This is a genomic window from Candidatus Omnitrophota bacterium (assembly GCA_041649175.1).
Taxonomy (GTDB): domain Bacteria; phylum Omnitrophota; class Gorgyraeia; order Zapsychrales; family JBAZNR01; genus JBAZNR01.
Genome location: JBAZNR010000001.1, coordinates 1,064,918 through 1,089,578 on the forward strand (window position 1 = coordinate 1,064,918; position 24,661 = coordinate 1,089,578).

Here is a 24,661-nt window from a genome sequence, read left to right on the forward strand (position 1 = left end):
TTAAAACATGCCGAATTCTAAATTATTCCTGATCGATGCCCACGGTTTATGCTACCGAGCGTATTTTGCTGTTAAAAATTTATCAACTAGCTATGGCCAAGCGACTAATGCCGTCTTTGGGTTCACCAATATTCTAAAGAAGATCTTGCGTCAGCATAAGCCGGAATATATGGCTGTATGTTTTGATGTCGGTAAAAAAACACATCGTCAGGAAAAATTTGCGGAGTATAAAATTCATCGGCCAGCCATGCCGGATAGCTTAATCAGCCAGATACCGATCATTAAAGATCTTGTTTCCGCTTTCAACCTCCCGATGTTTGAGCTTGAAGGTTTTGAAGCCGATGACCTTATCGCGACGATCACCGAAAAGGTTAAAAAGGACAATCTAGACATTGTGATCGTGAGTGGTGATAAAGATATGATCCAGCTGGCAGAAAAAAACGTGAAGATCTTTAATGTCCGTAAAGACGAAGTCAGCAGTTATGAAGAATTAAAAGATGCTTTTGGCATTGATCCCGAAAAAATCGTCGACTACATTGCCTTGGCCGGTGATCAAAGCGACAATATTCCCGGTGTTGTCGGGATCGGCGAAGTGACGGCGCGGCAATTGATCAATCAGTTCGGCAGCTTAGAGGATATCTTAGCGAACGTGGACAGAATTGAATCATCAAAAGTTAAAGAAAAGCTTATGGCGCAAAGAGAGCAGGCGGTCTTTAGTAAAGAATTAGCGATGCTTGACCGCAAGGTTCCTATTCGGTTCGATCTTAAGTCTTTGAAAGTGCCCGAGCCTGACACGCGCAAGCTTTTTGAACTTTTTCAAAAATTAGAATTTAGAAAGTTTGCCGAAGAAATTTCCGGAGAAGTTTTGACAACGGGGAAAGAAGAAAAGGCCGCCAAGCCCAAAAATCTGGCAAGCTCTAGCGATTTTGAGAATTTTTATTCAAAGGCTCAAAAAAAAGGTGATATCGTCTTTCTTTTAGACCGCCCCGAAGAATCTCAGGATATTTTGTTTCCCGGTTTAATGGCCGCCATTGGTAAAGAGTTATTCTTTATTTCGGAAGATAAAATTGGTGAAGCGAAGGCTGTTTTTGAAAGTCCGGATATTGTTAAAATTACTCATGATGTCAAAGAGGCTATGAAGTTTTTATCCAGGCACGATATTTCTATCCATGGCGAGATCTTTGATTGTATGCTGGCCGGATATTTATTAGCTCCGGCGCAAACCTCGTTTGATATCGCAACGCTATCGTGGAATTATCTTAAAACGACCATTTCTTCCGATGGGAATTTGGCAAAGAAAACAGAAGCTATTTTAAAGATATTTCCGGTCTTAAAAGAAGAATTGGTATCAAAATCGCTTTTAAAATTATTTCAAGAGATCGAAATTCCTTTGGCGTATGTTTTGTTTAAGATGGAAGAGCAGGGTGTGTGCATTGACGAAGCCTTATTAGGTGAGCTTTCCAAAGATGGTGATGCCAAGATCCAGGAATTAACGGTCAAGTTGTTTGAAATGGCCGGGGTAGAATTTAATTTAAATTCTCCTAAGCAGTTAGCTCAGATCCTCTTTGAGAAATTAAAATTACCCGTTGTTAAGAAAACAAAAACAGGATTTTCAACCGATGAAGGTGTTTTGGCGAAATTAGCCGAAAAACATCCGCTTCCGGCGCTTATTTTAGAATACCGTCAATTAGCAAAATTAAAGTCAACCTATATTGACGCTTTGCCAAAATTGATCAACCGCAAAACCGGACGTGTTCATGCTTCGTTTAATCAGGCCGGGACAGAAACAGGGCGATTAAGCTCCAATAATCCGAATTTGCAAAATATCCCTATTCGCACAGAGCTAGGGCGAAAGATCCGTAAAGCTTTTGTGGCATCTCAAAAAGACCGCATCATTGTTTCGGCCGATTATTCGCAGATCGAATTAAGGATCTTAGCTCATCTTTCTCAGGATAAAAATCTTTTTAAGGCATTTAAAAGCGATCAGGATATCCACGCTTATACCGCGGCGCTTATTTTTGACGTGAAAGAATCTGCAGTCACCTCTGAGATGCGCAATACCGCCAAGAGGGTTAATTTTGGGATCATTTACGGAATCAGCGCGTTTGGCTTAGCCAAAGACTTAAAAATTTCTCAAACACAGGCGCAGGATTTTATTGATAAGTATTTCGACCGTTATCCGGCTGTTAAGCAATTTATGGATGACGAAATAAAGAAGTGTGAGAAAAATGGGTTTGTCCTGACTTTGCTTAATCGGCGCCGGTATTTGCCGGAAATTCACAGCGATAATGCCAATATCAAGCAATTTGCTCAGAGACAGGCGATCAATACACCGGTTCAAGGTTCGGCGGCGGATCTGCTCAAGCTTGCCATGATCAATATTCAAAATGAGCTTGAAAAGAATTGTTCGGAGTCAAAAATGATCATTACGGTCCACGACGAGCTTGTCTTTGATGTTGTCGAAAAAGAGCGCGAAGCGTTGACGGTGATGATCAGAGATAAAATGGAACATGCCTTATCGTTGTCTGTTCCTTTAAAGGCAAGCGTTAAGATCGGACGAAACTGGTTGGACATGCAAGAAATATGAAAATACTTTTTTGTTCAGCGGAAGTGGCACCCTTTGCGCAAACGGGTGGGCTAGGAGAAGTTTGCGGAGCTTTGCCGTTGGCTTTGGAAAAGCGGGGAATTGATGTCAGCATCATTTTGCCTCGGTATCGATGCGTTGATGTAAAGAGATTTGCTATCGAGCGGCTCAATAAGGATATTTCAACGGCAACGATCGGCAAAAATATCAAAGTTTACTTTATTGAGAACGACGCCCTTTATGACCGCGACGGAATTTACGGAGATAAGTGGGGCGATTATGTGGATAATTTAGACCGTTTTTCTTATTTTTGTAAAGCGTCCTTGAACGCTGCCAAGCAACTTAATCTAAGGCCGGATGTTATTCATTGCCATGATTGGCAGGCGGCGCTTATCCCGGTTTATTTAAAATCAATTTACGCGAATGACGCGTTTTATAAGAAGACGAAATCTATTTTAACGATCCATAATTTGGCTTACCAGGGTATTTTTGATAAAGAGGAATTTGATTCGTTGGAACTTAATGAAAAATTATTCAGCATTGAAGGTTTTGAATTTTATGACTACATCAACCTTTTAAAAGGGGGAATTCTATTCAGCGACTTGGTGACCACTGTTAGCCAGCAATACGCCAAAGAAATTCAAACAGATGAATTTGGCTGTGGTTTAAACGGGGTTTTAGGCAGTCGTCCTTTTCCGGTTACCGGTATTTTAAACGGCATAGATTATGATGCCTGGAACCCGCAGACAGATTCTCTGATCGCTAAGCGCTATTCGGCCGCGACATGGGAAGACAAATATGCCAATAAGAGCAAAGTGCAGCAAGAATTCAAACTTAAGGTTGACCGCAATATTCCTTTATTTGGTTTTGTGGGTCGTCTTTCGGCGCAAAAAGGCATCGATCTTCTTTATAGGTCCATTGATGCTATTGCGAAATTTGATCTGCAGATCGTTTTCTTAGGCGTTGGCGAGGAAAAATACTACAAAATGCTGGAGAAGATGTCGGAAAAATATCCTCGAAAAATTTCCTCCGTTCTAAAGTTTGACGAAACACTTTCGCACAAGATCTATGCCGGAGCTGATATTTTCTTGATGCCTTCGGTCTATGAGCCTTGCGGATTAAGCCAGATGATCAGCCTTAAATACGGAACAATTCCTCTGGTTTTCAAAGCCGGCGGGTTAGCGGAGACGATCATTCCTTTTGATCCGGTAAGCGGCCAGGGAAATGGTTTTGCTTTTGAGAGGTATGAAAAGGTTGATTTGGTAAAAACTGTTAAATTAGCCGTTGATACATATCGTCAAGCGGATGTTTTTAAACGTTTGGTTCGAAAAGCTTTTGATTATGATTTCTCCTGGGGAAAATCCGCGGCAGAATATGAGAAGATCTATAAACAATGCTCATCGTCGGTATAACAGGAAGTTTGGCGACCGGAAAAACAACGGTTGCGAAAATGTTCAAAAGGTATGGCGCAAAAATTCTTGATGCCGACCAAATGGCGCATCAGGCCCTTGATTCAAACAGGCAATGTTTTCTTTCCATTGTAAGATATTTTGGGAAAGAAATCTTAGACGGCAAACGCATTGATCGAAAGAAGTTAGCGGATATTGTTTTTGAAGATCCTAAAAAGTTAAAAAAGCTTGTATCGATCATTCATCCGGTTGTTGTAAAAGAGATCAGAGCGCAAGTTACTCAATTAAAAAAAAGCAAGAAATCCGGCGTGCTTGTTTTAGATGTTCCGCTTTTGATCGAGGCTGGTTTACATAAATGGGTTGATTTTCTTATTGTGGTCAAAGCAGGACAAAAAAAGCAAGTTGAGCGGGCGGTTAAAGGAAAAAATATTGCCTCGCAGCAAGCCGTTCAAAGGATCAAATCTCAAATGCCGTTAAGCGAAAAGATAAAATTAGCCGATATTGTTATTGATAACAATAAAAGTTTAACCGAGACAAGAAGGCAAGTTAGTGCGATCTGGGCAAGATTGCGCAAAAGCCAGACAAGTCAAAACTAAGGGGGAAACAAAGCATGGAAGATAAGATAGTTGAGCAGTTGGACATTACGAAGCTTAAGGACATGAAAATGTCCGAGCTTAACAAAATAGCCAAAGACATGAATGTCAATGGCTTAAGCGGAATAAAGAAGCAGGATCTTATTTTTAAGATCCTGCAAGGCCAGGCCGAAAAAGAAGGATTGATGTTTGGCGAAGGGACTTTGGAAATCTTGCCTGAAGGGTTCGGGTTTTTGCGTAGTGCTAATTATAATTATCTGCCGTGCCCGGATGATATTTATATTTCTCCATCTCAGATCCGAAAGTTTGACTTGAAAACCGGCGATAGTGTCAGCGGCCAAATTCGTCCGCCCAAAGAAGGTGAAAAGTATTTTGCTCTTTTAAAGGTTGAAGCGGTCAATTTCGAAAATCCGGAAAAGTGCAAAGACAAGATCCTTTTCGACAATTTAACGCCGCTTTATCCCAATCAACGAATTCTTCTGGAAACGAACAACGAAGAAATTTCAACGCGCGTTATGGATTTGCTTACCCCCTTAGGCAAAGGCCAGCGCGCTTTGATCGTTGCTCCTCCGTATAGCGGCAAAACGGTTCTGTTGCAAAAAATTGCCAACGCGATCACCACCAATCATCCGGATACTATTTTGCTCGTTCTTTTGATCGATGAGCGTCCCGAAGAGGTGACCGACATGCAGCGCGGTGTCAAAGGTGAAGTTATTTCTTCCACTTTTGATGAACCTGCCGAGCGTCATGTTCAAATTGCCGAAATTGTTCTGGAAAAAGCCAAACGCCTGGTGGAGCATAAGCGTGACGTGGTTATTTTGCTCGATAGCATTACTCGGTTGGCCCGCGCATATAATACGGTGGTTCCTCATAGCGGAAAGATCCTTTCCGGCGGTGTTGACTCCAACGCGCTTCATAAACCAAAAAGATTTTTTGGCGCCGCGCGCGGCGTGGAAGAGGGTGGGAGTTTGACGATCATTGCCACCGCTTTGGTTGATACCGGAAGCCGTATGGATGAAGTTATTTTTGAGGAATTCAAAGGAACCGGTAATATGGAATTGCAGCTCGATCGGTCGCTTTTTCAGCGCCGCATCTATCCGGCTATTGATATTCGCCGTTCCAATACCCGCCACGAAGAATTGTTGATCGAAAAGGATGAATTGCAAAGAATTTGGCTTTTACGCAAAGTCCTTAACGATCTTAATTCGGCCGAGGCGATGGAGCTTTTGATCGAAAAGCTCAGTAAGTCTAAATCGAACGCAGAGTTTTTAAAGAACATGAACAAAGGATAATTGATCAATAATTTAATAAGACACAAAAGGAGAGAAGAGAAATGAAAGACAAGATCCATCCCTCATATGAGGAAACAACCATTACCTGCGCGTGCGGGGAAGTTATTCATACGCGCTCAACACGGAAAAATATCCGCGTTGAAATTTGTTCCAAATGCCATCCCTTTTTTACCGGAGCGAAAAAGTTCGTTGATAGCGCCGGACGCATTGACCGTTTTGCGAAGCGTTATGGCAAGAAAGGCTAAGCATGTTAAGCAAGCTTGCGACAGTCGAGAAGCGCCTCGAAGAATTAGAGGGATTGCTTTCTGACCCGAAGATCATTTCGGACCAGGGGCAATATCAGAAGTTCGCTAAGGAACTTTCGGATATTACGCCGGTTGTCACAGCTTTTCGTGCTCACCGTAAAGTTATTGCGCACATTGATGAACTTAAAGAATTGCTCAAAGAAAAACACGATAAGGATTTTGAGCAGTTGGCGAAAACTGAATTGGAAGATCTCTCCAACCGCAAAGCAGAACTAGAGAGTAAAATAACCGAGCTGCTTAACCCGGTTAAAAAAGAAAAGGATCTTGATATTATCATTGAGATCCGCGCCGGAACAGGCGGAGCCGAAGCTAGTCTCTTTGCCGGAGATCTTTATCGGATGTACACCAAATACGCGGTAACGAAGGGCTGGAAAGTAGACTTGATGAACAGCCATCCTGCGGAGGCTGGTGGGTTTAAAGAAGTTGTTTTTGGCGTTAGCGGACGGGAAGCTTCCCGTCGTCTTAAATGGGAAAGCGGAGCTCATCGTGTTCAACGCGTTCCGGCGACGGAGGCTTCAGGGCGAATTCATACTTCGGCGGCGACAGTTGCGGTTTTGTTTGAGCCGGAAGAAGTAGAATTGACCATTGATCCAAAGGATCTGAGGATCGATATCTTTCGTTCTTCGGGGCCGGGCGGGCAGAGCGTTAATACGACGGATTCGGCTGTTCGGCTTACACATTTACCGACTGGAACAGTTGTTATTTGTCAGGATGAGCGTTCTCAGCTAAAAAACCGTATCAAGGCTATGCGTGTTTTACGCGCGCGTATTTTGGATAAAATGCAATTGGATGCTTTGAATAAGGCTTCGAAAGAAAGAAAGTCACAAATTGGCACGGGTGATAGAAGTGAGAAAATTCGTACCTATAACTTTCCCGACCGAAGAATTACGGACCATCGCATTGGATTTACCACGCATCAATTGGTGAATGTTTTAGACGGCAACATGGACGAGCTTACGGATGCGCTTTTAAAAGCGGAAGCAGAGCTTCAGGTGCAAAGCAAATGACGGAGCAAGAACTTATTCTAATCGATCTTTTAAAGTGCCGCCGCGTTGATCTGTACGCCAGGGATGTGGATCTTACGCAAAATCAGGAAGAACAATTATCTAAAATTCAAGATCGTCGGAAGTCAGGCGAGCCTTTGCAGTATATTTTAGGGCGAACAACATTTTTAAATACAGAACTTTTGGTTGATGCGCGTGTTCTTATCCCTCGTCCTGAAACGGAATTGCTGGTAGAAGCGCTGATAAAGAAATCAAGATCATTTAAGCGAGATTTAAGAATTCTTGATATTGGGACTGGCAGCGGGAATATCGCCATTGCTTTGGCTAAAAATATTCCAAATGCTTTTTTGACAGCTGTTGACATTTCTTTGGACGCTTTAGATTTGGCAAAAGTTAATGCGCAGCTTAACGGCGTTAGTGATAAAATAAATTTTACTCAAAGTGATCTATTTTCAGGATTAGAGCAAGAGGCGATCAGCGAGAAATTTGATATCATTGTTTCCAATCCGCCGTATATCAAAAAAGAAGATATTGGCCGATTACCGGCAGATGTGCGAAGAGAACCGGTGATAGCCTTAGACGGTGGAGAAGACGGGCTTGAGTTTTATAGAAGAATTATCGCCCACGCGCAGGGTTTTTTAAATCCCGGCGGGTTCTTAGCGCTGGAGATGGGAGATGGGCAAAAATTTTTTCTGGAAAAAATTTTTGCCCAGCATAAAAATTTTCAAGTAACAGAATTCATTAAAGATTATGTCAATACGGATCGTATCATCATCGCGGAGCTAAAAATTTATGGATAAACTTATCATTGAGGGCGGCAGGGCTTTAAAAGGCGAAGTGAATATCAGCGGGGCAAAAAATTCAGCCTTACCGATCATGGCGGCAACACTTTTGACCGATGACACGTGCATTATTCGCAATGTGCCAAGGTTGCGTGATACCTTAACCATGGCGCGATTACTACGGTCTTTAGGAAAGAATGTGGATATTACTGCCGATAAAGTGACCATTTCTTCCAAAGGAGAACATCAGTACATCGCCGATTACAAGTTAGTTTCTACCATGCGTGGGTCATTTTGTGTTTTAGGGCCGATTCTCGCAAAACTTAAGAAAGCCAAAGTATCTTTACCCGGAGGTTGCATTATCGGTGTTCGCCCGGTCGATCTTCACATCAAAGGATTAGAGGCTTTAGGCGCGAAAATCACCGTTGAAAATGGCTATGTGACCGCCAAGGCGAATCAGTTAAAGGGAACAAGCATTTATTTGGGTGGTTCGTTCGGTTCATCAGTTTTGGCGACGGCCAATGTCATGATGGCGGCAACATTAGGCAAAGGAACAACGGTTATTGAGTCGGCGGCTTGTGAGCCTGAAGTTGAAGATCTGGCTAACTTCCTTGCATCCATGGGCGCCAAAATAAAAGGACAAGGCTCTCCTCAAATTTCGATCACAGGTGTTAAGAAACTTCATGGCACGGATTATAAGATTATTCCCGACCGCATTGAAACCGGAACATTTGTTTTATTTGCTGCCGCAACGAGAAGCAATATTGTGATCAAAAACGGTTGTTACAATCATATTTTAGCTTTAGTTGATCGGCTTCGCATTGCCGGAATTGATGTCATTGAAGAAAATAATTCCATTAAGATAAAATATCGTAAAGATATAAAGCCCGTCAGCCTTTCAACGTATCCTCATCCTGGTTTTCCAACGGATCTGCAGGCGCAATTTATGGCGCTGATGGCGATGATCCCCGGAGTAAGTGTTATTACCGATAAAGTTTATCCGGATCGCTTCATGCATATTGCCGAGCTTATTCGTATGGGAGCGAATATCCGCCGTGAGGGTAGCAGTGCTATTATTCAGGGAGTTTCATGTTTGCGCGGTGCTCCAGTTATGGCTTCTGACTTAAGGGCTTCCGCGGCTTTAGTTTTAGCCGGTTTGGCGGCCGAGGGAAAAACAGAGATCGGCCGCATCTATCATCTTGACCGCGGCTATGAATTGATCGATGAGAAATTAACAAAACTTGGCGCCAAGGTGCGCCGGGAAAAAGAATAAAAAGAGCAGACAATGATCCTTGTTATTGATAATTACGATTCGTTTACATATAACCTTGTTCAATATTTGGGTGAATTGGGCGCTGATCTAAAAGTCTATCGCAACGATAAAATTTCTGTTGAACAAATAAAGAAACTTAAACCCGACCGCATTGTTATTTCTCCCGGGCCAGGCCGCCCCGAGGATGCCGGAATTTCTGTGGCTGTCATCAAAGAATTATCCGGAAAAATCCCTATCTTGGGTGTTTGCTTGGGGCATCAGGCTATCGGTTTCGCCTATGGCGGAAAAATCATTCAAGCCAAGAAATTGATGCACGGAAAAACCTCGCAGATCTATCATGATAAAAAAAGAATTTTCTCAAAAATAGATAATCCTTTTGAAGCAACGCGTTATCATTCCTTAGTGATCGAGAAAAAAAGTTTGCCGTCGTGCCTGACTGTGACCGCTTGGACAAAGGACGAAGAAATTATGGGAGTTGTTCATAAAGATTTTCCGCTGTGGGGCGTTCAATTCCATCCTGAATCAATCTTAACCAAGTCAGGATTGGGTTTACTCAAAAATTTTCTTACCCTTTGATGAATAACTACATTGATAAGCTTCAGAAAAAACAGAACCTTACATCCTTAGAGATGGAAGAGGTGATGCGCTCTATCATGTCGGGAAAGGCTTCTCAAAATGATATCGCATTATTTCTAATGGCGCTGCGTGATAAAGGCGCGACGGTTGATGAGATCACCGGAGCCGCCAAGATCATGCGGCAGTTTGTGGTCCCTGTCCAAAGTAAGCACGCTGTCATTTTGGATACTTGTGGCACCGGTGGAGACCGCCTGCGAACATTCAATATATCGACGATCGTTGCTTTCGTTGTGGCGGCCGCGGGGGTAGCGGTGGCGAAACACGGCAATCGCTCGGTTTCCAGCAAATGCGGAAGCGCCGATCTTCTTGAAGCCTTAGGTGTTAATCTTGACGCGGAATCAAAAAACTTAAGCACTTGTTTAGATAAGATCGGTATTGTATTTTTATTCGCTCAGAAGCTTCATCCCGCTATGAAACACGCCGCACCGGCACGAAAACAATTAGGCGTTGAAACGATCTTCAATGTCTTAGGCCCTTTGACAAATCCGGCTCAAGCGACGCATCAGATGATGGGCGTTTATCAAAATGACCTGACGGAGCCGATGGCGCAAGTTCTCAAGAATTTGGGATTGAAGAAGGCATTGGTGGTCCACGGCGCTGATGGATTAGATGAAGTCACCACAACACGTGAAACATTTGTCAGTGAATTTAACGGAAAAGATATTAGTTCGTATACGATCGACCCCAAAGAATGCGGAATAGCGCTTGCCTCCCTGGAAAACTTAAGAGGCGGCGATGCGTCGACCAATTCTCGGATCGCTTTAGAGATTTTGAAAGGAAAAAAAAGCGCTAAACGCGATATTGTTGTTTTTAACGCGGCTTGCGCGCTTTATATCGCGGAAAAAGTCAAGGCGATCCCCGATGGAATAAAAATAGCCGAGGATATGATCGATACAGGGAAGGCTTTAGACAAGTTGGAGGCTTTAAAGGAATTTACGCATTATGCCCAATGACTTTTTAAAACAGATCATTGAATATAAACAAAGCCTTCTAAAAGAAAAGAAGGCATTCTATGAGACTCTTAAAAATAAGATCAGGAAGGAAAAGCTATCCCGTTATTGTATTTTTAAGAAAGCTATTTCTGCGCCCGGGCAAGTTAATTTGATCGCCGAAATAAAGAAAGCCTCGCCTTCCAAGGGAATTATCCGCCCTAATTTTGATTGCTTGCAACTGGCAAAAGTTTATGTCAAAAATGGCGCGGCGGCCTTATCGATCTTAACGGAAGATAAATTTTTCTTAGGTAAAATTCCGTATTTGCGCCAAGTAAGCGAGAATTTAAGCGTTCCGGTCTTAACGAAAGATTTCATCATTGATGAAGTGCAAATCTATGAAGCGTTTTATTTCGGAACAAGCGCTATTCTTTTGATCGTTGCCATCCTGGACGACAAACAACTAAGAAACTTGATGAATGTGGCGGCCGATCTGGATTTAGATTGTTTAGTCGAAATTCACAATGAAAAAGAACTAAACCGTGCTTTAAAAGCTAAAGCGGAAATTATCGGGGTCAACAACCGAAACTTGCGCACCTTTGAAGTGGATTTAAAGGTCAGCGAGAAACTTATTCCCCAAATCCCCAAAGACAAGGTTATTGTGGCGGAAAGCGGGATCAAGGCTCATCAAGAAATAAAGGTTTTAGAAAAACTTGGGGCTCATGCGGTTTTGATCGGAGAAACATTCTTACGCGAAGCGGATGTAGCAGCTAAAGTGAAGGAAGTGATGCATGGCGAATAAAGTTAAAGTTAAGATTTGCGGCATAACTAATGAGTCGGATGCTCTTTTTGCGTGTGAACTTGGCGCTTGGGCGCTGGGGTTTGTTTTTCACAAGAAAAGTCCGCGCTATATTTCTCCGTCGAAGGCAAAAAGAATTATTGAGGCGCTTCCTCCGTTCGTCACGCCAGTCGGCGTTTTTGCCAACTTAAGAGAAGGCGCGGTAAGAGATATCGCGCGGTTTTGTTCGTTACGAACTTTGCAATTCCACGGGAATGAAACGCCGCAGTATTGCGGGCGCTTTAGGGATCATTCCGTCATAAAAGCGTTTCGTGTCGGGAATGATTTCGATATTAGTAGCTTAAGCCAATTTAAGACATCAGGTTATTTGTTCGACACTTTCCAAGAAGATGTTCAAGGCGGAACGGGAAAGACATTTAATTGGGACATTATCAAGGATAAAAAATTTACGCGGCCGGTTATTTTGTCGGGTGGCTTAAACCCCCAGAATGTTGCGCAAGCCATTGGAGAGATCAAGCCTTACGCGGTTGACGTTAGTAGCGGCGTTGAGCAAACGCCGGGTAAGAAAAGCGGAAAATTGTTGATAGAATTCTTTCAAATTGTTAATTCTCTTAATTAAGGAAAAGAAGCTATGAGCAAAGTGATCTTTGATGTGGAAACGGTGGGGCAGGATTTTGAAACCTTGGATGATACGTCAAAAGAGTATTTCTTAAAATTCGCCGAAACCGACGAAAAAAAAGAAGAAGCCAAGAATTCCTTAAGCTTTTATCCTTTGACCGCGCAAATTGTTACCATTGCCATGCTGGACGCCGAAACCCAAAAAGGATTTGTCTATTTTCAGAACAAGACAGGTAAGCCGGAGAAGTTTGTTGAGGGCGAAACACTTTATTTGGCGGGTACCGAACAGGATATTCTTAATAACTTCTGGGTCCAAATAAGAAAATATACGCATTTTATAACGTTCAACGGAAGGGTTTTTGATTGTCCGTTCGTGATGTTGCGTTCGGCCATAAACGGTATTCGTGCCGGTAAAAATCTTATGCCGTATCGTTATAGCCACACAGAGCATATTGACTTGAGCGATCAGCTGACATTTTATGATGCGATGCGGCGTAAATTCAGCCTACATATGTGGTGCCAGGCTTTTGGCGTTAAAAGCCCAAAAGAAGAGGGAATTACCGGGCTTCAGGTCAAAGACCTCTTTAAAGAAGGGCGTTATCACGATATCGCGCGCTATTGTTTTCGTGATGTTCAGGCAACAAAAGAGCTTTATCAGTATTGGGAAAAAAACCTTAGGTTTTAGTTTTATTTTTCAGCCTCGTCGATAGAAAGCCCTTTCTTGAGCGCGGGTAGCCACCTTGTCGAGTTTAGAAAAGTATGCTATATTCTTATTAAGCCGATAAAGGTAAACCCGTTGAAAGACGGGGACGCAAAGCCTACAGACCTAATGTGTCGGATGCTCAAAGAGGCTCGCGGTGGTGCTGGCGGGCGACAAAAGCCGGGTACGGCTTATGGCTGACGACAAGATGGTGGCTGGGTTGCCGAAGTGACGCGGGAGCGATATCCCGATCTTTGTCGGCTTCTTTTTTAAACACCTTTTAAAACCCTCTTCAATGAGGGTTTTTTATTTTTATGCCATCCTTAAGCTAATCTTTCTTCTGCATTCTTTTTGTTGTGAAAAATCATTTTCTAGGCAATAGGTTATGGTATAATTGTGCCCAATGAATATCAAATTTTTAAGGGTTTTTAAACGCGTTGATGTCGACGATGTCAAGGGGCATCTATTGATCTGCGGAGACCTTTCGGCCAGCTGTTCGAAATGCGCGGCTGTAGGGATAAAACTTGATAGCAGCAAGTGCCCTGAATGCCAAACAGATTTTCGTTATGTTACTTTCCGAAATATAAAAGAAAATATGCCTAAAGTTCAAAGGTTAAGCGAACCTCCATTGGCTTTGTCGGTCATTGATTTTGATGATTATAAGAAAATTACCGGAGCGCAAAAAGCTGAGGATTTCTTTAGATGATCAATAAAAAAAGATTAACGGCATTAACTCAAAAGCTGATCGGGATCAATTCTGAAAATCCTCCGGGACGAGAATGGGACATAGCCGAATTTATCCGTAAAGATATGCTGTCTTTAGGGCTGGATGTTAAGACATATACATTCCAAAAGAAGCGGCCGAATATTGTGGCGACTTTGCGGGGCAAATTGCCCCGCAAAGTCGCCAGCTCTCAAGCTATCTTGCTTTCGCCGCATATTGATACGGTTCCGGCGGGCAAGGGTTGGCGATTTGGTCCGTTTTCCGGGAAAATCCACCAAGGGAAAATTTATGGGCGTGGGGCTAGCGATGATAAGGGTAATTTAGCTTGTTGCATGGAAGTTTTAAGAAGCTTGATGGAAGACGGTGTTTCTTTCCAGAAAGATATTATCATGGCCGCAACGGCGGATGAGGAAACGGGGAGCCATTTTGGCATTGTGCCGCTTTTGGCTAAAAAGATCCTGAAGCCAAAAGCGGCACTCATCATGGATTCCGACGAATTTCATTCTATTATCGCGCAAAAAGGGCTTATCCACTGCCGGGTTCAGATTTTTGGGAAAAAAGCTCATGGCGCTTATAACTGGCGCGGTATTAATGCCATTGAACAAGCCGGCCGCATAATCAATCAAATAAAACAACATAAGTTTTCTTTTAAAAAACATACGCTTTTGCACGCGCCGACGGTCAATGTTGGGACGATCAAAGGCGGAGACAAAGTCAATATGGTCGCGGATTTCTGCGAATTTTCTTTAGATTTTCGTTATTTACCCGGCACAGATCCAAAATCTGTTTTAAATATTCTTAAGAAAACCATTCGATCCGAGGCAAAGAAATTCAAGATCATCATCGACGATCTTCAATATCCTTATGAGATTGATACTGATCATTCCCTGGTTAAAACTTTTTCTGCTACCTGTAAGAAAATGGGATTTAAATCGCAACTAACTGGCAGTGAAGGCGCAACAGTCATTTCGTTCTTTAAGCGTTTTGGTATTCCGGCTATTGCAACAGGTTTTGCGGCGGAAGGCACAGCGCATATCACGGATGAATATGCGGTGGTGAACGATCTGTATCATGGCTCGCAAGTCTTAGAACAGTTTTTAAAGGACTATGACCAAATATGAGTCCGGCGAAACATGTGATTGCTTCGGGTGTTACCAGTGTTGTTTTTATGGTTTTGTTTAAATCCTGGGCGGGTGCCGTGGCGTGTTTTTTAAGCGGTATTTTGATCGACGTGGATCATCTTTGGGATTTTTATTTAGGAACTAAGAAAATCAGCTTTAGTGTTCAGGAGCTGGATGATTTTTGTTCCCGCGATGAAAAAGGAGGAAAGCTTTATCTTTTTTTTCACTCCTATGAGTTTTTAGCGGTATTATGGGGCATTGTATTTTATTCTCAATTTTCTCCCGTTTTAACCGGTATTGTTCTTGGAATGAGCGTTCATTTGTTGCTTGATCAAATAACTAACGCAGTTTATCCTTGGGCATATTTCTTTTTTTATCGCGCAAGGTTTGGCTTTCCGCAGGAAGTTTTCTTTAAGGAACGGTTTTTGAAAAGATTTGTTTGCGCAAACGAGACCTCATATGAGAAATAGTAAAATATTTTTAACGGCTCTATTCTTTCTGCTTGGATCGATGACTTCTTGTTCATCTGAATCCGATCATTTCTCGCAAAATCAAAAAAACAAAGAAGCATTCAACCAAGGCCAACAAACATTTTCTCCTTTTCTTCCTGGTGAAACGATCAAGTATTCCATAAAAAATCTTGGCATTAATGCCGGAGAAGCGACGATTACTTTTGAGGGGATCAAGAAAATTAACGGCAAAGATTTTCTCCTGATTGTTTTTAAGGCCAATGCCATTAATTTCTTTGACGAGGAAAAGATATATTCCGATCCGGAAACTTTTTATCCTTTGATTGTTGAGCGTGATTTGAATATTTTCGGGAAGAAAGAAAAGATCACTGAGGTCTATGATCAGAAAAATGGTGTTATCAGAATTATCAAGAAAGCGGGCGGAAAAACGACGGAACAAACGATCAGCAAACAAGGTGCTATTGATAACATCTATTGTTTTATTTATCGTTACCGGCAATCAGGAAAATTTCAAGTTGGCGAATCATTTTCTGTCAAGCTTCCCACAAAGGATGTTATTATAAACCTAGTGAAGGAAACGAAGATTAAAGCAGCCGGGAAAGAGTACAGTAGCTATTATCTCCAAACAAATCCGGCGCAATATAAGGTGTGGATCGATACAAGTGAGAAAAAAGTTCCTTTGCGTATCAATGGGGCAGTTGGGGTCAGTTCAACAGCGATGATCATGAACGCATATCAAGACGGAAAATAAAATGAGTTTACCAGATAAGCAAGGACATTTCGGAGAGTTTGGCGGGAAATTTGTTCCTGAGACGCTGATGTCGGCTTTAGCGGACCTAGAAAAAGTTTTTTACGCTCTAAAAAAGAACAAAAAATTCAAAGAAGAGTTTAATTTCTATCTTCGTGAGTATGCCGGACGGCCGACTAATCTTTACTTGGCCAAGCGGCTTAGTCGTCATTTAAAACATCTCAAGGTTTATCTCAAGCGCGAAGATCTTCTTCATACTGGCGCGCATAAGATCAATAATACTTTAGGTCAAATTCTGATCGCCAGAAATATGGGGAAAACCCGTATTATTGCTGAGACGGGTGCTGGTCAGCATGGTGTGGCGACCGCGACCGCTGCGGCTTTGTTCGGCTTGAAATGTGAAATCTATATGGGCGAGGAAGACATCGAACGTCAGGCGCTTAATGTTTTTAGAATGAAACTTTTGGGCGCGAAAGTTATTCCGGTCACTAGCGGCTCTAAGACGCTTAAAGACGCGATGAATGAAGCTATTCGCGATTGGGTGACGAATGTGGCCAATACTTTTTATATTATCGGTTCCGTTGCCGGCCCTCATCCGTATCCGGTGATGGTGCGTGATTTTCAATCCGTGATCGGACGGGAAGCCCGAAAGCAAATTCTAGCCAAAGAACATCGTTTGCCGGATTGTATCGTCGCTTGTGTTGGCGGCGGTAGCAATGCTATGGGGCTTTTTCATTCTTTCTTTAACGATAAAAGCGTAAAGATGATCGGCGTAGAAGCGGCTGGATTAGGGATGAATACGCGCATGCATGCGATCTCTCTGGGGAAAGGGAAAACGGGGGTTTTGCATGGAAGTAAAAGCAGTCTTTTGCAAGAAAACGATGGCCAGGTCAAAATCGCCCACTCCATTGCGGCCGGATTAGATTATCCCGGAGTCGGGCCGGAACACGCGTATTACAAGAAAATTGGCCGGGCAAATTATGTTTCCGTGACAGACCAAGAAGCTATTAAGGGTTTAAAACTTCTTTCACAAACGGAAGGGATCATTCCTGCCCTGGAATCGGCACATGCAATCAGCTATTTAGAAAAATTAGCAAGGAAAGTTAAGGGAAGCGCCACCGTTATTGTTTGTTTGTCAGGGCGCGGTGATAAAGATGTCAGTTCGATCAAAGATTTGATCTAGTGAAAGAACAAATATGAATCGCATTGATAAAAAATTTAAAGAGCTTAAGATTGGACGAAAGAAAGCTTTCGTTGCATTTATCACGGCTGGCGATCCGGATCTGAAAACGACCGAAAAATTAGTTTTGGAATTTGAGAAATCCGGCGTTGACTTGATCGAATTAGGCGTGCCTTTCTCTGATCCATTAGCCGACGGCCCGACTATTCAAGCCGCTTCTTTTAGAGCGCTTAAAAAGAAAGTTACTTTAAAGAAGATCTTTGAATTGGTGCGTTGTATCCGTCGGAAATCCCAAATCCCTATTTGTTTGATGGGTTACTATAATCCCGTGTTTCATTTTGGCGAAGAGAAGTTTATTAAAGAAGCAAGTCGTTTTGGCGTTGATGGTGTGATCATTCCTGACCTGCCTCCGGAAGAAGCCGGCCGGTTAATTTCTGCGGCGCAAAAATACAATGTGGCAACTATTTTCTTTTTGTCGCCGACAACCACAAAAAAACGGGCTGAAAAAGTTATTCGCGCTTCCAGCGGTTTTATTTACTATGTTTCCTTGGCAGGGGTGACGGGCACGCGCAAGGCTTTGCCGAAAACAATTATCAAGAATGTTCGCGCGGCAAAGCAGTTAACTAACAAGCCGATCTGTGTTGGCTTTGGTGTTTCCAATCCTTCTCAAGTGAAGTTGATCGGCACCATTGCCGATGGTGTTATTGTCGGAAGCGCGATCGTTAAAGAGATTGAGCGAAATGCAGGAAAAAAAGATTTAGTGAAAAATGTTTCGCGTTTTGTGAAGAAGTTAGCCGTATCTCTGTAAAATGAATTTAAAGGCGGTTGAGGCGCATGCGCCTCAACCGCCTTTGACTAAACGAAAGGTTTTTATGTATCAAAAGACAGATTTGCCTAATGGGCTTCGTGTTGTCAGTTATGAAATGAAAGACCGAGATAGTATTTCTATAGGAATTTGGATCAATGCCGGCGGCCGCTATGAAGAAGATAAGGTAAAAGGCGCCGCGCATTTTTTAGAGCATATCCTCTTTAAAGGAACTAAGAATTATTCCTGCGAAGCGATCAAAGAGCTTATTGAAGGTGTGGGCGGAATGCTCAATGCCTTTACCTCCGAAGAAAATACCTGTTATTTTGCCAAAGTTCCGGCCAAGCATTTAAACCAGACTTTTGATGTTCTGGCGGATATGGTTTTATCGCCGCTGATCACTAAAGAGGATGTTGATAAAGAGCGCGGTGTTATATTAGAAGAAATAAAGATGTACCATGATCTTCCGCAGCATTTCGTTTTAGAGCTTTTAGACGAACTGGTGTGGCCTGACCACCCTCTGGGAAAGAATCTCGCTGGAAGCTTTGAAACCGTTGGGCAGATGAGCGAAAAAGATCTGCAGGGATTTCATCGAGGCCAGTATATTTCCAAAAATATTGTCGTGGCGGCCTGCGGAAAGTTCAAGCATAAAGATTTATTAAAACTTGTTACGAGGAAATTTCGTAATCAGGCAAAAAAACAAACCGAAAGTTTCCTTAAATTCGAGAACAGGCAAAATAGTCCGCAAGTTAAATTATTTCGTAAAGACATTGAGCAAATGCATTTAGCTTTAGGAATGCATGGGTTGCCTTACGATCATAAGGATAAATATATCTTAAATCTGCTCCATGTGATTTTGGGGGCTAATATGTCCAGCCGCCTTTTTGACGAAGTTCGGGAAAAGCGAGGGCTTGCCTATGCTATCGGCAGTTCCGTTAAATCTCTCCAGGATACGGGCCTTTTTATGGTTCGTGCCGGCGTTGATAATAAAAAGATCGTTGAGGCGGTTAAAGTTATTCTAGAAGAGTTATCCAAGATCAAAAAAGAGAACGTCACGAAAGATGAATTTACGCGCGCCAAAGATTATTATTTAGGACAAATTCTTTTAGGATTGGAAGATACACTAGAACATATGCTTTGGTTAGGGGAGTCGGTGACAGCTCTTAATAAAACGCGTACTTTAAAAGATATTCTTAAAGAAGTAAAGAAGATCGAAATATCCGATATCCGGCGGGTTGCCGGTCAGATCTTAAACGAAAATCATTTCAACCTTTCCGTGGTCGGACCATTGGCTGAATCCCAGGAAAAAGACCTGCGGCGATTAGTGGGTGTTTCTGGTAGTTAAAACTGCTTTTAACGTCACGTTGATATGAAACGATTATTTCTGATTTTGATCACGATATTTCTGGTCAATTTTTTCATTAATCCGCAGGCTGGCCTTTACGCCCACGAAGAGGAAATCCAAACAACCAAAGAAGGCATTCAGTACGCTGTTCGTTTTCCGGAGAAATTTAAGGAAAGCGAGAGCTATCCGGTGCTTTTTTGTTTTCATCATCGCGGAGACGGTGTTGAAACAACCCGTATTTTCTCCTACGCGGCTTATAAGTTGAATTGGTTCATCGTAGGATTTAAAGATATTGTTTTTTCTGACCTGGATAAAGAAACCTGGCCCAAAGTGATCAAAGCCCAAGAATCCGTTTTGAAAGATGTCCGAAATAAATATAATGTCCGCAATAACCGGCTTTATGCGGCAGGTTTCGCTAACGGAGCAACGATGGCCTATGATTTTGCTTATCGTCATCCGGAGAAGTTCAGGGCCATCATTGCTTTTGGCGGCGGCCTAGGATTGGATAAGCCCACATATTCGGTGGCGGTCTATCAGGCTGTCGGCGAAGATGATTTTAATTTAGACCAGGTTCAGCGCGCGGACAGCAAGTTAAAAGTTTTAGGAGTTAAGTCGCAGTTGCGTATTTTTAAAGGCGGCTATGGATGGCCGCCCGAAGAAATCGTCAATGAAGCCCTTGAGTGGATCAGCCGGATAAAATAATTTCGTATTTTGAATAAAAATCCAAATATTTACATACGAATATATTGACAAAGAAATGAATATCAGCTAGACTCTTATTTGTCTTTCGGTAAGTTTCCGGCAAGAAGGAGAATTGCGGATATGCCCTAAGATGAAGTAAACGGACTAATATATTCACGGTTAAGTTCAATCATCTAACCACAAGGAGAGAAACAGATGCCAGAGTTAGAATTTTATGATGTGAAGTCCAAATCGAAATTTAAGTCGTCTGATTTCAAAGTAAGAGAAAAGAGCGGACGTTTCTTCGCCGTGACCAAAGCCAAAAGCGGCCCGCATGAATGCTGGCGTGTTTTGTCGAAAGACCAAGCAGCAAAATTGAAGTAAGGGTTCAGCAAGCCTCTTGTGTTTTTATGTCTCAAGGGCTTAAAATCTAAAACGGATTTGCGATTAAAGAAAACCTTCTTTAGTAACTAAAGAAGAGTTTTCTTTTTTAAAAGAATTCATTTAAAAGGTTTATTCTGCCATTAAAAAAACTCGCGTAAACTTAACCTCTCGTAATTTAGCCAAATTAATCGCAGGATTTGCGCTGGATACAAAAGCGGACGATATCCTTGTTTTGGATATGCGCAAGTCAGTTAATTTTTGTGATTATTTTGTTATTTGTTCTGCGACTTCCGATCGAAGAATTCGTGCCATTGCCAGTAGCATTGCTGATGAATTAGCCAAGTATGGCGTTAATGCAAGCTATCGGCCCGGCTTTGAAAGCCTCACATGGCTTTTAGTGGATACGGGGGATGTGGTGGTCCACATTTTTGAAACGAATGCGCGAGAATTCTACGGCCTCGAACATCTGTGGCAAGCGGCACCCAGGATCAATTGGAAAAATAAGTCCCGCTAACCGATTCAACGGTCTACTCTTCATGCTGCCAGATCTAGAACTGCACCTGCAAAAATCCATTGAAAAAGCTCTTCGCGAACTTTATCCGTCCTTAGAAAAACTTCCGCCGATTAACTTAGAAGTCCCCAGCGATAAACAGCATGGTGAGTTTTCCTGCAACATTGCTATGCGCTTAAGCGCTTTGTTGAAGCAAAATCCTATTTCCATAGCCTCAACCATTGAAAAAAACCTTTCTGCGTCTGCAAAAACCGGTTTACTCAAAGAAAAAATAAACAAGATCGAAGTTAAAGCACCCGGTTTTATTAATTTTTTCTTAATGCCTAGTGCTTTATGCAATGTTCTCTATGAGGTTTTCTCAAAAGGCGAGAATTTTGGCCGTTTGGATGAGGGAAGGGGTGAAAAAGTTCAAATTGAATTTGTCAGCGCTAATCCGACGGGGCCTTTAAGCGTTGCTCATGCGCGTCAAGCTGCGGTCGGCGATGTTTTAGCGAATATCCTCAAATTTAGCGGCTATGACGTAAAAAAAGAATTTTATGTCAATGATGAGGGTAATCAGATCAATATCCTCGGACGATCCATTGAGCTGCGCTCCAGAGAAATTTTAGGAGAGAAAATTGAATTTCCCGAGGACGGATATCAAGGAGATTACATTCGCGACATGGCGCAGATTTTCATGAAAGAGCATCAAGTCAAAACAACGGATGATCTTGGCAAAATCGATGCGGTCGTTTTTGCACAATTTGGCGCGAGCTATCTTCTGGCGGTTATCAAAGAAGAGTTAAAAGATTTTGGGGTCAATTTTGATACTTGGTCGCACCAATCTAAAGTTGCCGCGGCAAAAAATGTTGAAACGACCTTGGAATCGCTAAAAACAGACGGTTTTGTGTATGAAAAAGATGGGGCTTGGTGGTTTCAGTCAACACGGTTTGGTGACGATAAAGATAGGGTTGTTAAGAAATCCGATGGAAGTTTTACGTATTTAGCCCCGGACATTGTCTACCATCAGAATAAATTTGATCGTGGATTTAATCGCGCCATTAATATTTGGGGCCCGGACCATCATGGATATATTCCGCGCATCAAAGCTGCTGTTCAGGCGCTGGGAATTGATCCAAAGAATTTGGAAGTTTTGATCGTGCAGTTAGCGACGATCTCTAGAGGTGGCAAGCCGCTCTCGATGTCTACGCGCCGCGGCCAATATATTAGTCTTCGAGAAGTGCTTAATGAAGTTGGCAATGACGCTGCCAGGTATTTCTTTTTGATGCGCCATATTGAAGCACATTTAGATTTTGATCTGGAGCTTGCCAAAAAAGAAACAGCTGAAAATCCGGTCTATTATATTCAGTATGCTCACGCGCGTATTTACAGCATTCTTGATGTTGCCCAGCAATCAAAGCTGAAGTCAAAACATGACAATTTGGATCTCTTAAAAGAAGGCTCCGAGATGGATTTGATCAAAAAGATCGGGTTTTTTCCGGATGTTATTTTGTTGTGTTCTCGCCAACGGGATCCATTTGCGCTGGCCAGCTACTTACTGGAATTAGCAGGATGCTTTCATAAATTTTATGACCAATGCCGCGTTATTAGCGATGATAAAGAATTATCATCGCAAAGGCTTGCCCTCATCGACGCCTCCAAAATCGTTTTTGCTAACGGCCTTAAGCTTTTAGGGGTCAGTACTCCTCAAAAGATGTAAATCAATGCAAAAAAAATGGAATATCAAGCACCCTAATCCAAAACTTCAAGCCGATCTCAGCAATTCTCTTTCACTTCATCCCATTGTCGCTCAGCTTCTTTTAAATCGCGGCATCAGCACTTCGCAAGACGCCAAAGACTTCTTATCAATTAATTTGTCATCTTTGCACGATCCGCTTTTGTTCGCGGATATGGATAAAACATTAAAACGCATCCATAAAGCCAAGGAAAAGAAAGAACGGGTCCTTATTTTTGGTGATTATGATGTGGACGGGATCACTTCTTCGGTTATCCTGAAAAATATTCTGCAAAAAATAGGTCTAGATGTCATCAACTACATCCCGCATCGTATCAACGAAGGCTATGGTTTAAATCATGCGATCGTTGATTTCGCGAAAAAAAGAGATGTTAGATTGATGATCGCCATTGACTGTGGCATTACGGCATTCAGCGAAGTCGATGCTTTAAATAATGCTGGTATCGATGTGATCATCATGGATCATCATGAGCCGCCGGAGAAAAAACTTCCCAACGCGGTAGCCGTCATAAATCCAAAACGCCATGATTGTAAGTATCCTTTTAAGGGATTGGCTTCCGTTGGTCTAGCGTTTAAGCTTGCTCAGGCATTATTGGGGAAGGCGTGCGAAGACTACCTTGATCTGGTGGCGCTAGGGACGGTGGCAGATGTGGCTGAACTTTTAGGAGAAAATAGGGTTTTTGTTAAGTTTGGATTAGAAAAATTGAGCCACACCAAAAATAAAGGTTTAATGGCTTTAATGGATGTGGCGCGCATCAAAGGGAAGAAATTAAAGCCGCATTCGATCGGATTTGTTTTGGGCCCGCGGATCAATGCCAGCGGCCGCATGGGGTCAGCAGAAAAATCTTTACAGCTTTTGCTAAGCGAAGAAGAACATGAAGCGTATTCATTGGCTAAAAGCTTGGAAGAAGAAAATCAGAAACGCCAAAAAATGCAAGGCAATATCATTGAAGAAGCCTTAAGCGTTGTTGAACGAGAAATAAATTTTAAAGATCATCGCATTATTGTTTTGAGCAAAGAAGGCTGGCATCGGGGCATTGTGGGTATTGTCGCTTCGCGTATTATGGATACATTCTATCGGCCGACCATTGTTATTTCGCTGGAAGATGGGCTTGGAACCGGTTCGGCACGATCGATTGACGGCTTTCATATGTATGAAGCTTTAAAACACTGTGAAGCTTTGTTAGAAAATTTTGGCGGACACGAACACGCGGCGGGGTTGACGATCAAAAAAGAGAACATTGAGAATTTCAACAATTTGATCAATCAATTTGCGAAAGATCATATGGATGTCCAGAGTTTAATTCCAACACTTGATATTGATTGCGAGATCTCATTATCCAGCTTGACCTTAGAGCTTGTCGAGGCGGTTAAATCTTTGGAGCCCTTTGGTGAAGGAAATCCCTCGCCGGTTTTCTGTTCAAGGCAGTTAACAGTCAAGACGCCGCCCGTCATCTTAGGGCGCGATACCATTAAATTCTGGGTGAGTGACGGGAAAGTTGTTCTTCAAGCGGTTGGATTTGGACTGGGAAGATTCTTTGACCTGGTTTCCGGAGGCACAAAATTAGATCTGGCGTACGCGGTTTCCACTGATGATTGGAATAAAGACCCTATTATACAATTGGAAATAAAAGATATTAAAGAGGCTGATTAAGACTTGAAACTTCGCTGGGCTTTAGTTATTTTTCCGGCTTTGATACAGCGGCTGCAGACCAAAGCGGTTTGAACGGTACCGTTAAGAATGATCTTAACTTTTTGCAGATTAGGTAAATAGTGGCGCAGGGTCTTTCCGGTGATCTTTTGACCGGCGCCGCCTTTGGCTTTCGCCATACCGCGTCGGACGTATTTGTTTCCCCGTATAGAACCTTTGTTGCAGATTTTGCAGAATTTTGCCATAGTTTTTTCGTGTTTGTAGGTTTTAAAAAATATTTGAACGACGAACTGATGAAGTATACTTGAAAATAGAATTTTGTCAATAATATTTTACGGGCGGCTTTCGCTCGGAATTTCTCCGGGGATCGTAAATCAGGCTC

The 24,661-nt window shown here is 42.5% G+C and carries 26 protein-coding genes and 1 riboswitch; of the genes, 25 read left to right on the plus strand and 1 reads right to left on the minus strand.

The window, feature by feature from the left end; genetic code table 11:
• The first annotated feature begins 7 nt into the window (after positions 1-7).
• From polA to recJ, 25 genes are all read left to right on the plus strand, one after another.
• The gene (gene polA, locus WC676_04445; protein ID MFA5059856.1) at positions 8-2,587 is read left to right on the plus strand and encodes a DNA polymerase I; all 2,580 of its coding nucleotides are present in this window, start codon (positions 8-10) and stop codon (positions 2,585-2,587) included.
• The gene (glgA, locus tag WC676_04450) at positions 2,584-3,996 is read left to right on the plus strand and encodes a glycogen synthase GlgA (GenBank protein ID MFA5059857.1); all 1,413 of its coding nucleotides are present in this window, start codon (positions 2,584-2,586) and stop codon (positions 3,994-3,996) included. Before polA ends, glgA begins: the two co-directional genes overlap by 4 nt.
• Positions 3,978-4,589, plus strand: coding sequence for a dephospho-CoA kinase (gene coaE, locus WC676_04455; protein MFA5059858.1), 612 nt, complete (start codon positions 3,978-3,980; stop codon positions 4,587-4,589). Before glgA ends, coaE begins: the two co-directional genes overlap by 19 nt.
• 14 nt (positions 4,590-4,603) lie before the next feature.
• Complete coding sequence (gene rho / locus WC676_04460) at positions 4,604-5,878, plus strand: transcription termination factor Rho (protein MFA5059859.1); 1,275 nt, start codon at positions 4,604-4,606, stop codon at positions 5,876-5,878.
• A gap of 41 nt (positions 5,879-5,919) precedes the next feature.
• Positions 5,920-6,123: a 50S ribosomal protein L31 gene (gene rpmE, locus WC676_04465; GenBank protein MFA5059860.1), complete on the plus strand. Its 204-nt coding sequence runs from the start codon at positions 5,920-5,922 to the stop codon at positions 6,121-6,123.
• Positions 6,124-6,125: 2 nt separating this feature from the next.
• On the plus strand, positions 6,126-7,190 hold the full coding sequence (gene prfA / locus WC676_04470; GenBank protein MFA5059861.1) for a peptide chain release factor 1: 1,065 nt from the start codon (positions 6,126-6,128) through the stop codon (positions 7,188-7,190).
• Positions 7,187-7,987 carry a peptide chain release factor N(5)-glutamine methyltransferase gene (gene prmC, locus WC676_04475; GenBank protein MFA5059862.1) on the plus strand — a complete coding sequence of 267 codons (801 nt, stop codon included), beginning with the start codon at positions 7,187-7,189 and terminating at the stop codon, positions 7,985-7,987. The genes prfA and prmC overlap by 4 nt, the downstream gene beginning before the upstream one ends.
• Entirely contained in the window at positions 7,980-9,242 is a 1,263-nt protein-coding gene (gene murA, locus WC676_04480; GenBank protein ID MFA5059863.1) for a UDP-N-acetylglucosamine 1-carboxyvinyltransferase, read from the plus strand. Before prmC ends, murA begins: the two co-directional genes overlap by 8 nt.
• Positions 9,243-9,254: 12 nt before the next feature.
• Positions 9,255-9,818: an aminodeoxychorismate/anthranilate synthase component II gene (locus WC676_04485; protein ID MFA5059864.1), complete on the plus strand. Its 564-nt coding sequence runs from the start codon at positions 9,255-9,257 to the stop codon at positions 9,816-9,818.
• Positions 9,815-10,831: an anthranilate phosphoribosyltransferase gene (gene trpD, locus WC676_04490; protein MFA5059865.1), complete on the plus strand. Its 1,017-nt coding sequence runs from the start codon at positions 9,815-9,817 to the stop codon at positions 10,829-10,831. The genes WC676_04485 and trpD overlap by 4 nt, the downstream gene beginning before the upstream one ends.
• The gene (gene trpC / locus WC676_04495) at positions 10,821-11,609 is read left to right on the plus strand and encodes an indole-3-glycerol phosphate synthase TrpC (protein ID MFA5059866.1); all 789 of its coding nucleotides are present in this window, start codon (positions 10,821-10,823) and stop codon (positions 11,607-11,609) included. The genes trpD and trpC overlap by 11 nt, the downstream gene beginning before the upstream one ends.
• A complete protein-coding gene (locus WC676_04500) occupies positions 11,599-12,225 on the plus strand; it encodes a phosphoribosylanthranilate isomerase (GenBank protein MFA5059867.1) in 627 nt (208 codons plus the stop codon). The genes trpC and WC676_04500 overlap by 11 nt, the downstream gene beginning before the upstream one ends.
• A gap of 12 nt (positions 12,226-12,237) precedes the next feature.
• Positions 12,238-12,909 carry a ribonuclease H-like domain-containing protein gene (locus WC676_04505; protein MFA5059868.1) on the plus strand — a complete coding sequence of 224 codons (672 nt, stop codon included), beginning with the start codon at positions 12,238-12,240 and terminating at the stop codon, positions 12,907-12,909.
• A gap of 91 nt (positions 12,910-13,000) precedes the next feature.
• A riboswitch (cyclic di-GMP riboswitch) is annotated at positions 13,001-13,152 on the plus strand.
• A 175-nt stretch (positions 13,153-13,327) separates the two neighbouring features.
• Positions 13,328-13,630: a hypothetical protein gene (locus WC676_04510; protein ID MFA5059869.1), complete on the plus strand. Its 303-nt coding sequence runs from the start codon at positions 13,328-13,330 to the stop codon at positions 13,628-13,630.
• A complete protein-coding gene (locus WC676_04515) occupies positions 13,627-14,769 on the plus strand; it encodes an ArgE/DapE family deacylase (protein ID MFA5059870.1) in 1,143 nt (380 codons plus the stop codon). Before WC676_04510 ends, WC676_04515 begins: the two co-directional genes overlap by 4 nt.
• A complete protein-coding gene (locus WC676_04520; GenBank protein ID MFA5059871.1) occupies positions 14,766-15,239 on the plus strand; it encodes a hypothetical protein in 474 nt (157 codons plus the stop codon). Before WC676_04515 ends, WC676_04520 begins: the two co-directional genes overlap by 4 nt.
• Positions 15,229-15,990, plus strand: a complete 762-nt coding sequence (locus WC676_04525) for a DUF3108 domain-containing protein (GenBank protein MFA5059872.1) — start codon at positions 15,229-15,231, stop codon at positions 15,988-15,990. The genes WC676_04520 and WC676_04525 overlap by 11 nt, the downstream gene beginning before the upstream one ends.
• 1 nt (position 15,991) lies before the next feature.
• Positions 15,992-17,170, plus strand: a complete 1,179-nt coding sequence (gene trpB, locus WC676_04530; GenBank protein ID MFA5059873.1) for a tryptophan synthase subunit beta — start codon at positions 15,992-15,994, stop codon at positions 17,168-17,170.
• Between the two features lie 13 nt (positions 17,171-17,183).
• Complete coding sequence (gene trpA / locus WC676_04535; GenBank protein ID MFA5059874.1) at positions 17,184-17,975, plus strand: tryptophan synthase subunit alpha; 792 nt, start codon at positions 17,184-17,186, stop codon at positions 17,973-17,975.
• Between the two features lies 1 nt (position 17,976).
• On the plus strand, positions 17,977-19,317 hold the full coding sequence (locus WC676_04540; GenBank protein MFA5059875.1) for a pitrilysin family protein: 1,341 nt from the start codon (positions 17,977-17,979) through the stop codon (positions 19,315-19,317).
• A gap of 24 nt (positions 19,318-19,341) precedes the next feature.
• Complete coding sequence (locus tag WC676_04545; GenBank protein ID MFA5059876.1) at positions 19,342-20,019, plus strand: dienelactone hydrolase family protein; 678 nt, start codon at positions 19,342-19,344, stop codon at positions 20,017-20,019.
• 195 nt (positions 20,020-20,214) lie between these two features.
• A complete protein-coding gene (locus WC676_04550) occupies positions 20,215-20,382 on the plus strand; it encodes a hypothetical protein (GenBank protein ID MFA5059877.1) in 168 nt (55 codons plus the stop codon).
• A gap of 187 nt (positions 20,383-20,569) precedes the next feature.
• Positions 20,570-20,896 carry a ribosome silencing factor gene (gene rsfS, locus WC676_04555; protein ID MFA5059878.1) on the plus strand — a complete coding sequence of 109 codons (327 nt, stop codon included), beginning with the start codon at positions 20,570-20,572 and terminating at the stop codon, positions 20,894-20,896.
• A 22-nt stretch (positions 20,897-20,918) separates the two neighbouring features.
• Positions 20,919-22,592: an arginine--tRNA ligase gene (gene argS / locus WC676_04560; GenBank protein MFA5059879.1), complete on the plus strand. Its 1,674-nt coding sequence runs from the start codon at positions 20,919-20,921 to the stop codon at positions 22,590-22,592.
• Positions 22,593-22,596: 4 nt separating this feature from the next.
• Positions 22,597-24,282 carry a single-stranded-DNA-specific exonuclease RecJ gene (recJ, locus tag WC676_04565; protein MFA5059880.1) on the plus strand — a complete coding sequence of 562 codons (1,686 nt, stop codon included), beginning with the start codon at positions 22,597-22,599 and terminating at the stop codon, positions 24,280-24,282.
• On the opposite strand, the gene rpmB is transcribed toward recJ, so the two are convergent.
• A complete protein-coding gene (gene rpmB, locus WC676_04570; GenBank protein ID MFA5059881.1) occupies positions 24,279-24,524 on the minus strand; it encodes a 50S ribosomal protein L28 in 246 nt (81 codons plus the stop codon). The two genes, recJ and rpmB, sit on opposite strands and share 4 nt — an antisense overlap.
• Positions 24,525-24,661: the final 137 nt, after the last annotated feature.

What these genes read in the sequence shown, in the direction of transcription:
- WC676_04515 (MFA5059870.1), top strand. Translation starts at nt 13,627, where the DNA reads ATGATCAATAAAAAAAGATTAACGGCATTAACTCAAAAGCTGATCGGG.
- WC676_04485 (MFA5059864.1), top strand. Translation starts at nt 9,255, where the DNA reads ATGATCCTTGTTATTGATAATTACGATTCGTTTACATATAACCTTGTT.
- prfA (MFA5059861.1), top strand. Translation starts at nt 6,126, where the DNA reads ATGTTAAGCAAGCTTGCGACAGTCGAGAAGCGCCTCGAAGAATTAGAG.
- WC676_04550 (MFA5059877.1), top strand. Translation starts at nt 20,215, where the DNA reads ATGCCAGAGTTAGAATTTTATGATGTGAAGTCCAAATCGAAATTTAAG.
- WC676_04525 (MFA5059872.1), top strand. Translation starts at nt 15,229, where the DNA reads ATGAGAAATAGTAAAATATTTTTAACGGCTCTATTCTTTCTGCTTGGA.
- WC676_04500 (MFA5059867.1), top strand. Translation starts at nt 11,599, where the DNA reads ATGGCGAATAAAGTTAAAGTTAAGATTTGCGGCATAACTAATGAGTCG.
- trpB (MFA5059873.1), top strand. Translation starts at nt 15,992, where the DNA reads ATGAGTTTACCAGATAAGCAAGGACATTTCGGAGAGTTTGGCGGGAAA.
- trpA (MFA5059874.1), top strand. Translation starts at nt 17,184, where the DNA reads ATGAATCGCATTGATAAAAAATTTAAAGAGCTTAAGATTGGACGAAAG.
- rho (MFA5059859.1), top strand. Translation starts at nt 4,604, where the DNA reads ATGGAAGATAAGATAGTTGAGCAGTTGGACATTACGAAGCTTAAGGAC.
- murA (MFA5059863.1), top strand. Translation starts at nt 7,980, where the DNA reads ATGGATAAACTTATCATTGAGGGCGGCAGGGCTTTAAAAGGCGAAGTG.
- rpmE (MFA5059860.1), top strand. Translation starts at nt 5,920, where the DNA reads ATGAAAGACAAGATCCATCCCTCATATGAGGAAACAACCATTACCTGC.
- WC676_04520 (MFA5059871.1), top strand. Translation starts at nt 14,766, where the DNA reads ATGAGTCCGGCGAAACATGTGATTGCTTCGGGTGTTACCAGTGTTGTT.
- prmC (MFA5059862.1), top strand. Translation starts at nt 7,187, where the DNA reads ATGACGGAGCAAGAACTTATTCTAATCGATCTTTTAAAGTGCCGCCGC.
- WC676_04540 (MFA5059875.1), top strand. Translation starts at nt 17,977, where the DNA reads ATGAATTTAAAGGCGGTTGAGGCGCATGCGCCTCAACCGCCTTTGACT.
- glgA (MFA5059857.1), top strand. Translation starts at nt 2,584, where the DNA reads ATGAAAATACTTTTTTGTTCAGCGGAAGTGGCACCCTTTGCGCAAACG.
- recJ (MFA5059880.1), top strand. Translation starts at nt 22,597, where the DNA reads ATGCAAAAAAAATGGAATATCAAGCACCCTAATCCAAAACTTCAAGCC.
- WC676_04505 (MFA5059868.1), top strand. Translation starts at nt 12,238, where the DNA reads ATGAGCAAAGTGATCTTTGATGTGGAAACGGTGGGGCAGGATTTTGAA.
- argS (MFA5059879.1), top strand. Translation starts at nt 20,919, where the DNA reads ATGCTGCCAGATCTAGAACTGCACCTGCAAAAATCCATTGAAAAAGCT.
- coaE (MFA5059858.1), top strand. Translation starts at nt 3,978, where the DNA reads ATGCTCATCGTCGGTATAACAGGAAGTTTGGCGACCGGAAAAACAACG.
- polA (MFA5059856.1), top strand. Translation starts at nt 8, where the DNA reads ATGCCGAATTCTAAATTATTCCTGATCGATGCCCACGGTTTATGCTAC.
- WC676_04545 (MFA5059876.1), top strand. Translation starts at nt 19,342, where the DNA reads ATGAAACGATTATTTCTGATTTTGATCACGATATTTCTGGTCAATTTT.
- WC676_04510 (MFA5059869.1), top strand. Translation starts at nt 13,328, where the DNA reads ATGAATATCAAATTTTTAAGGGTTTTTAAACGCGTTGATGTCGACGAT.
- rpmB (MFA5059881.1), bottom strand. Translation starts at nt 24,524, where the DNA reads ATGGCAAAATTCTGCAAAATCTGCAACAAAGGTTCTATACGGGGAAAC.
- trpC (MFA5059866.1), top strand. Translation starts at nt 10,821, where the DNA reads ATGCCCAATGACTTTTTAAAACAGATCATTGAATATAAACAAAGCCTT.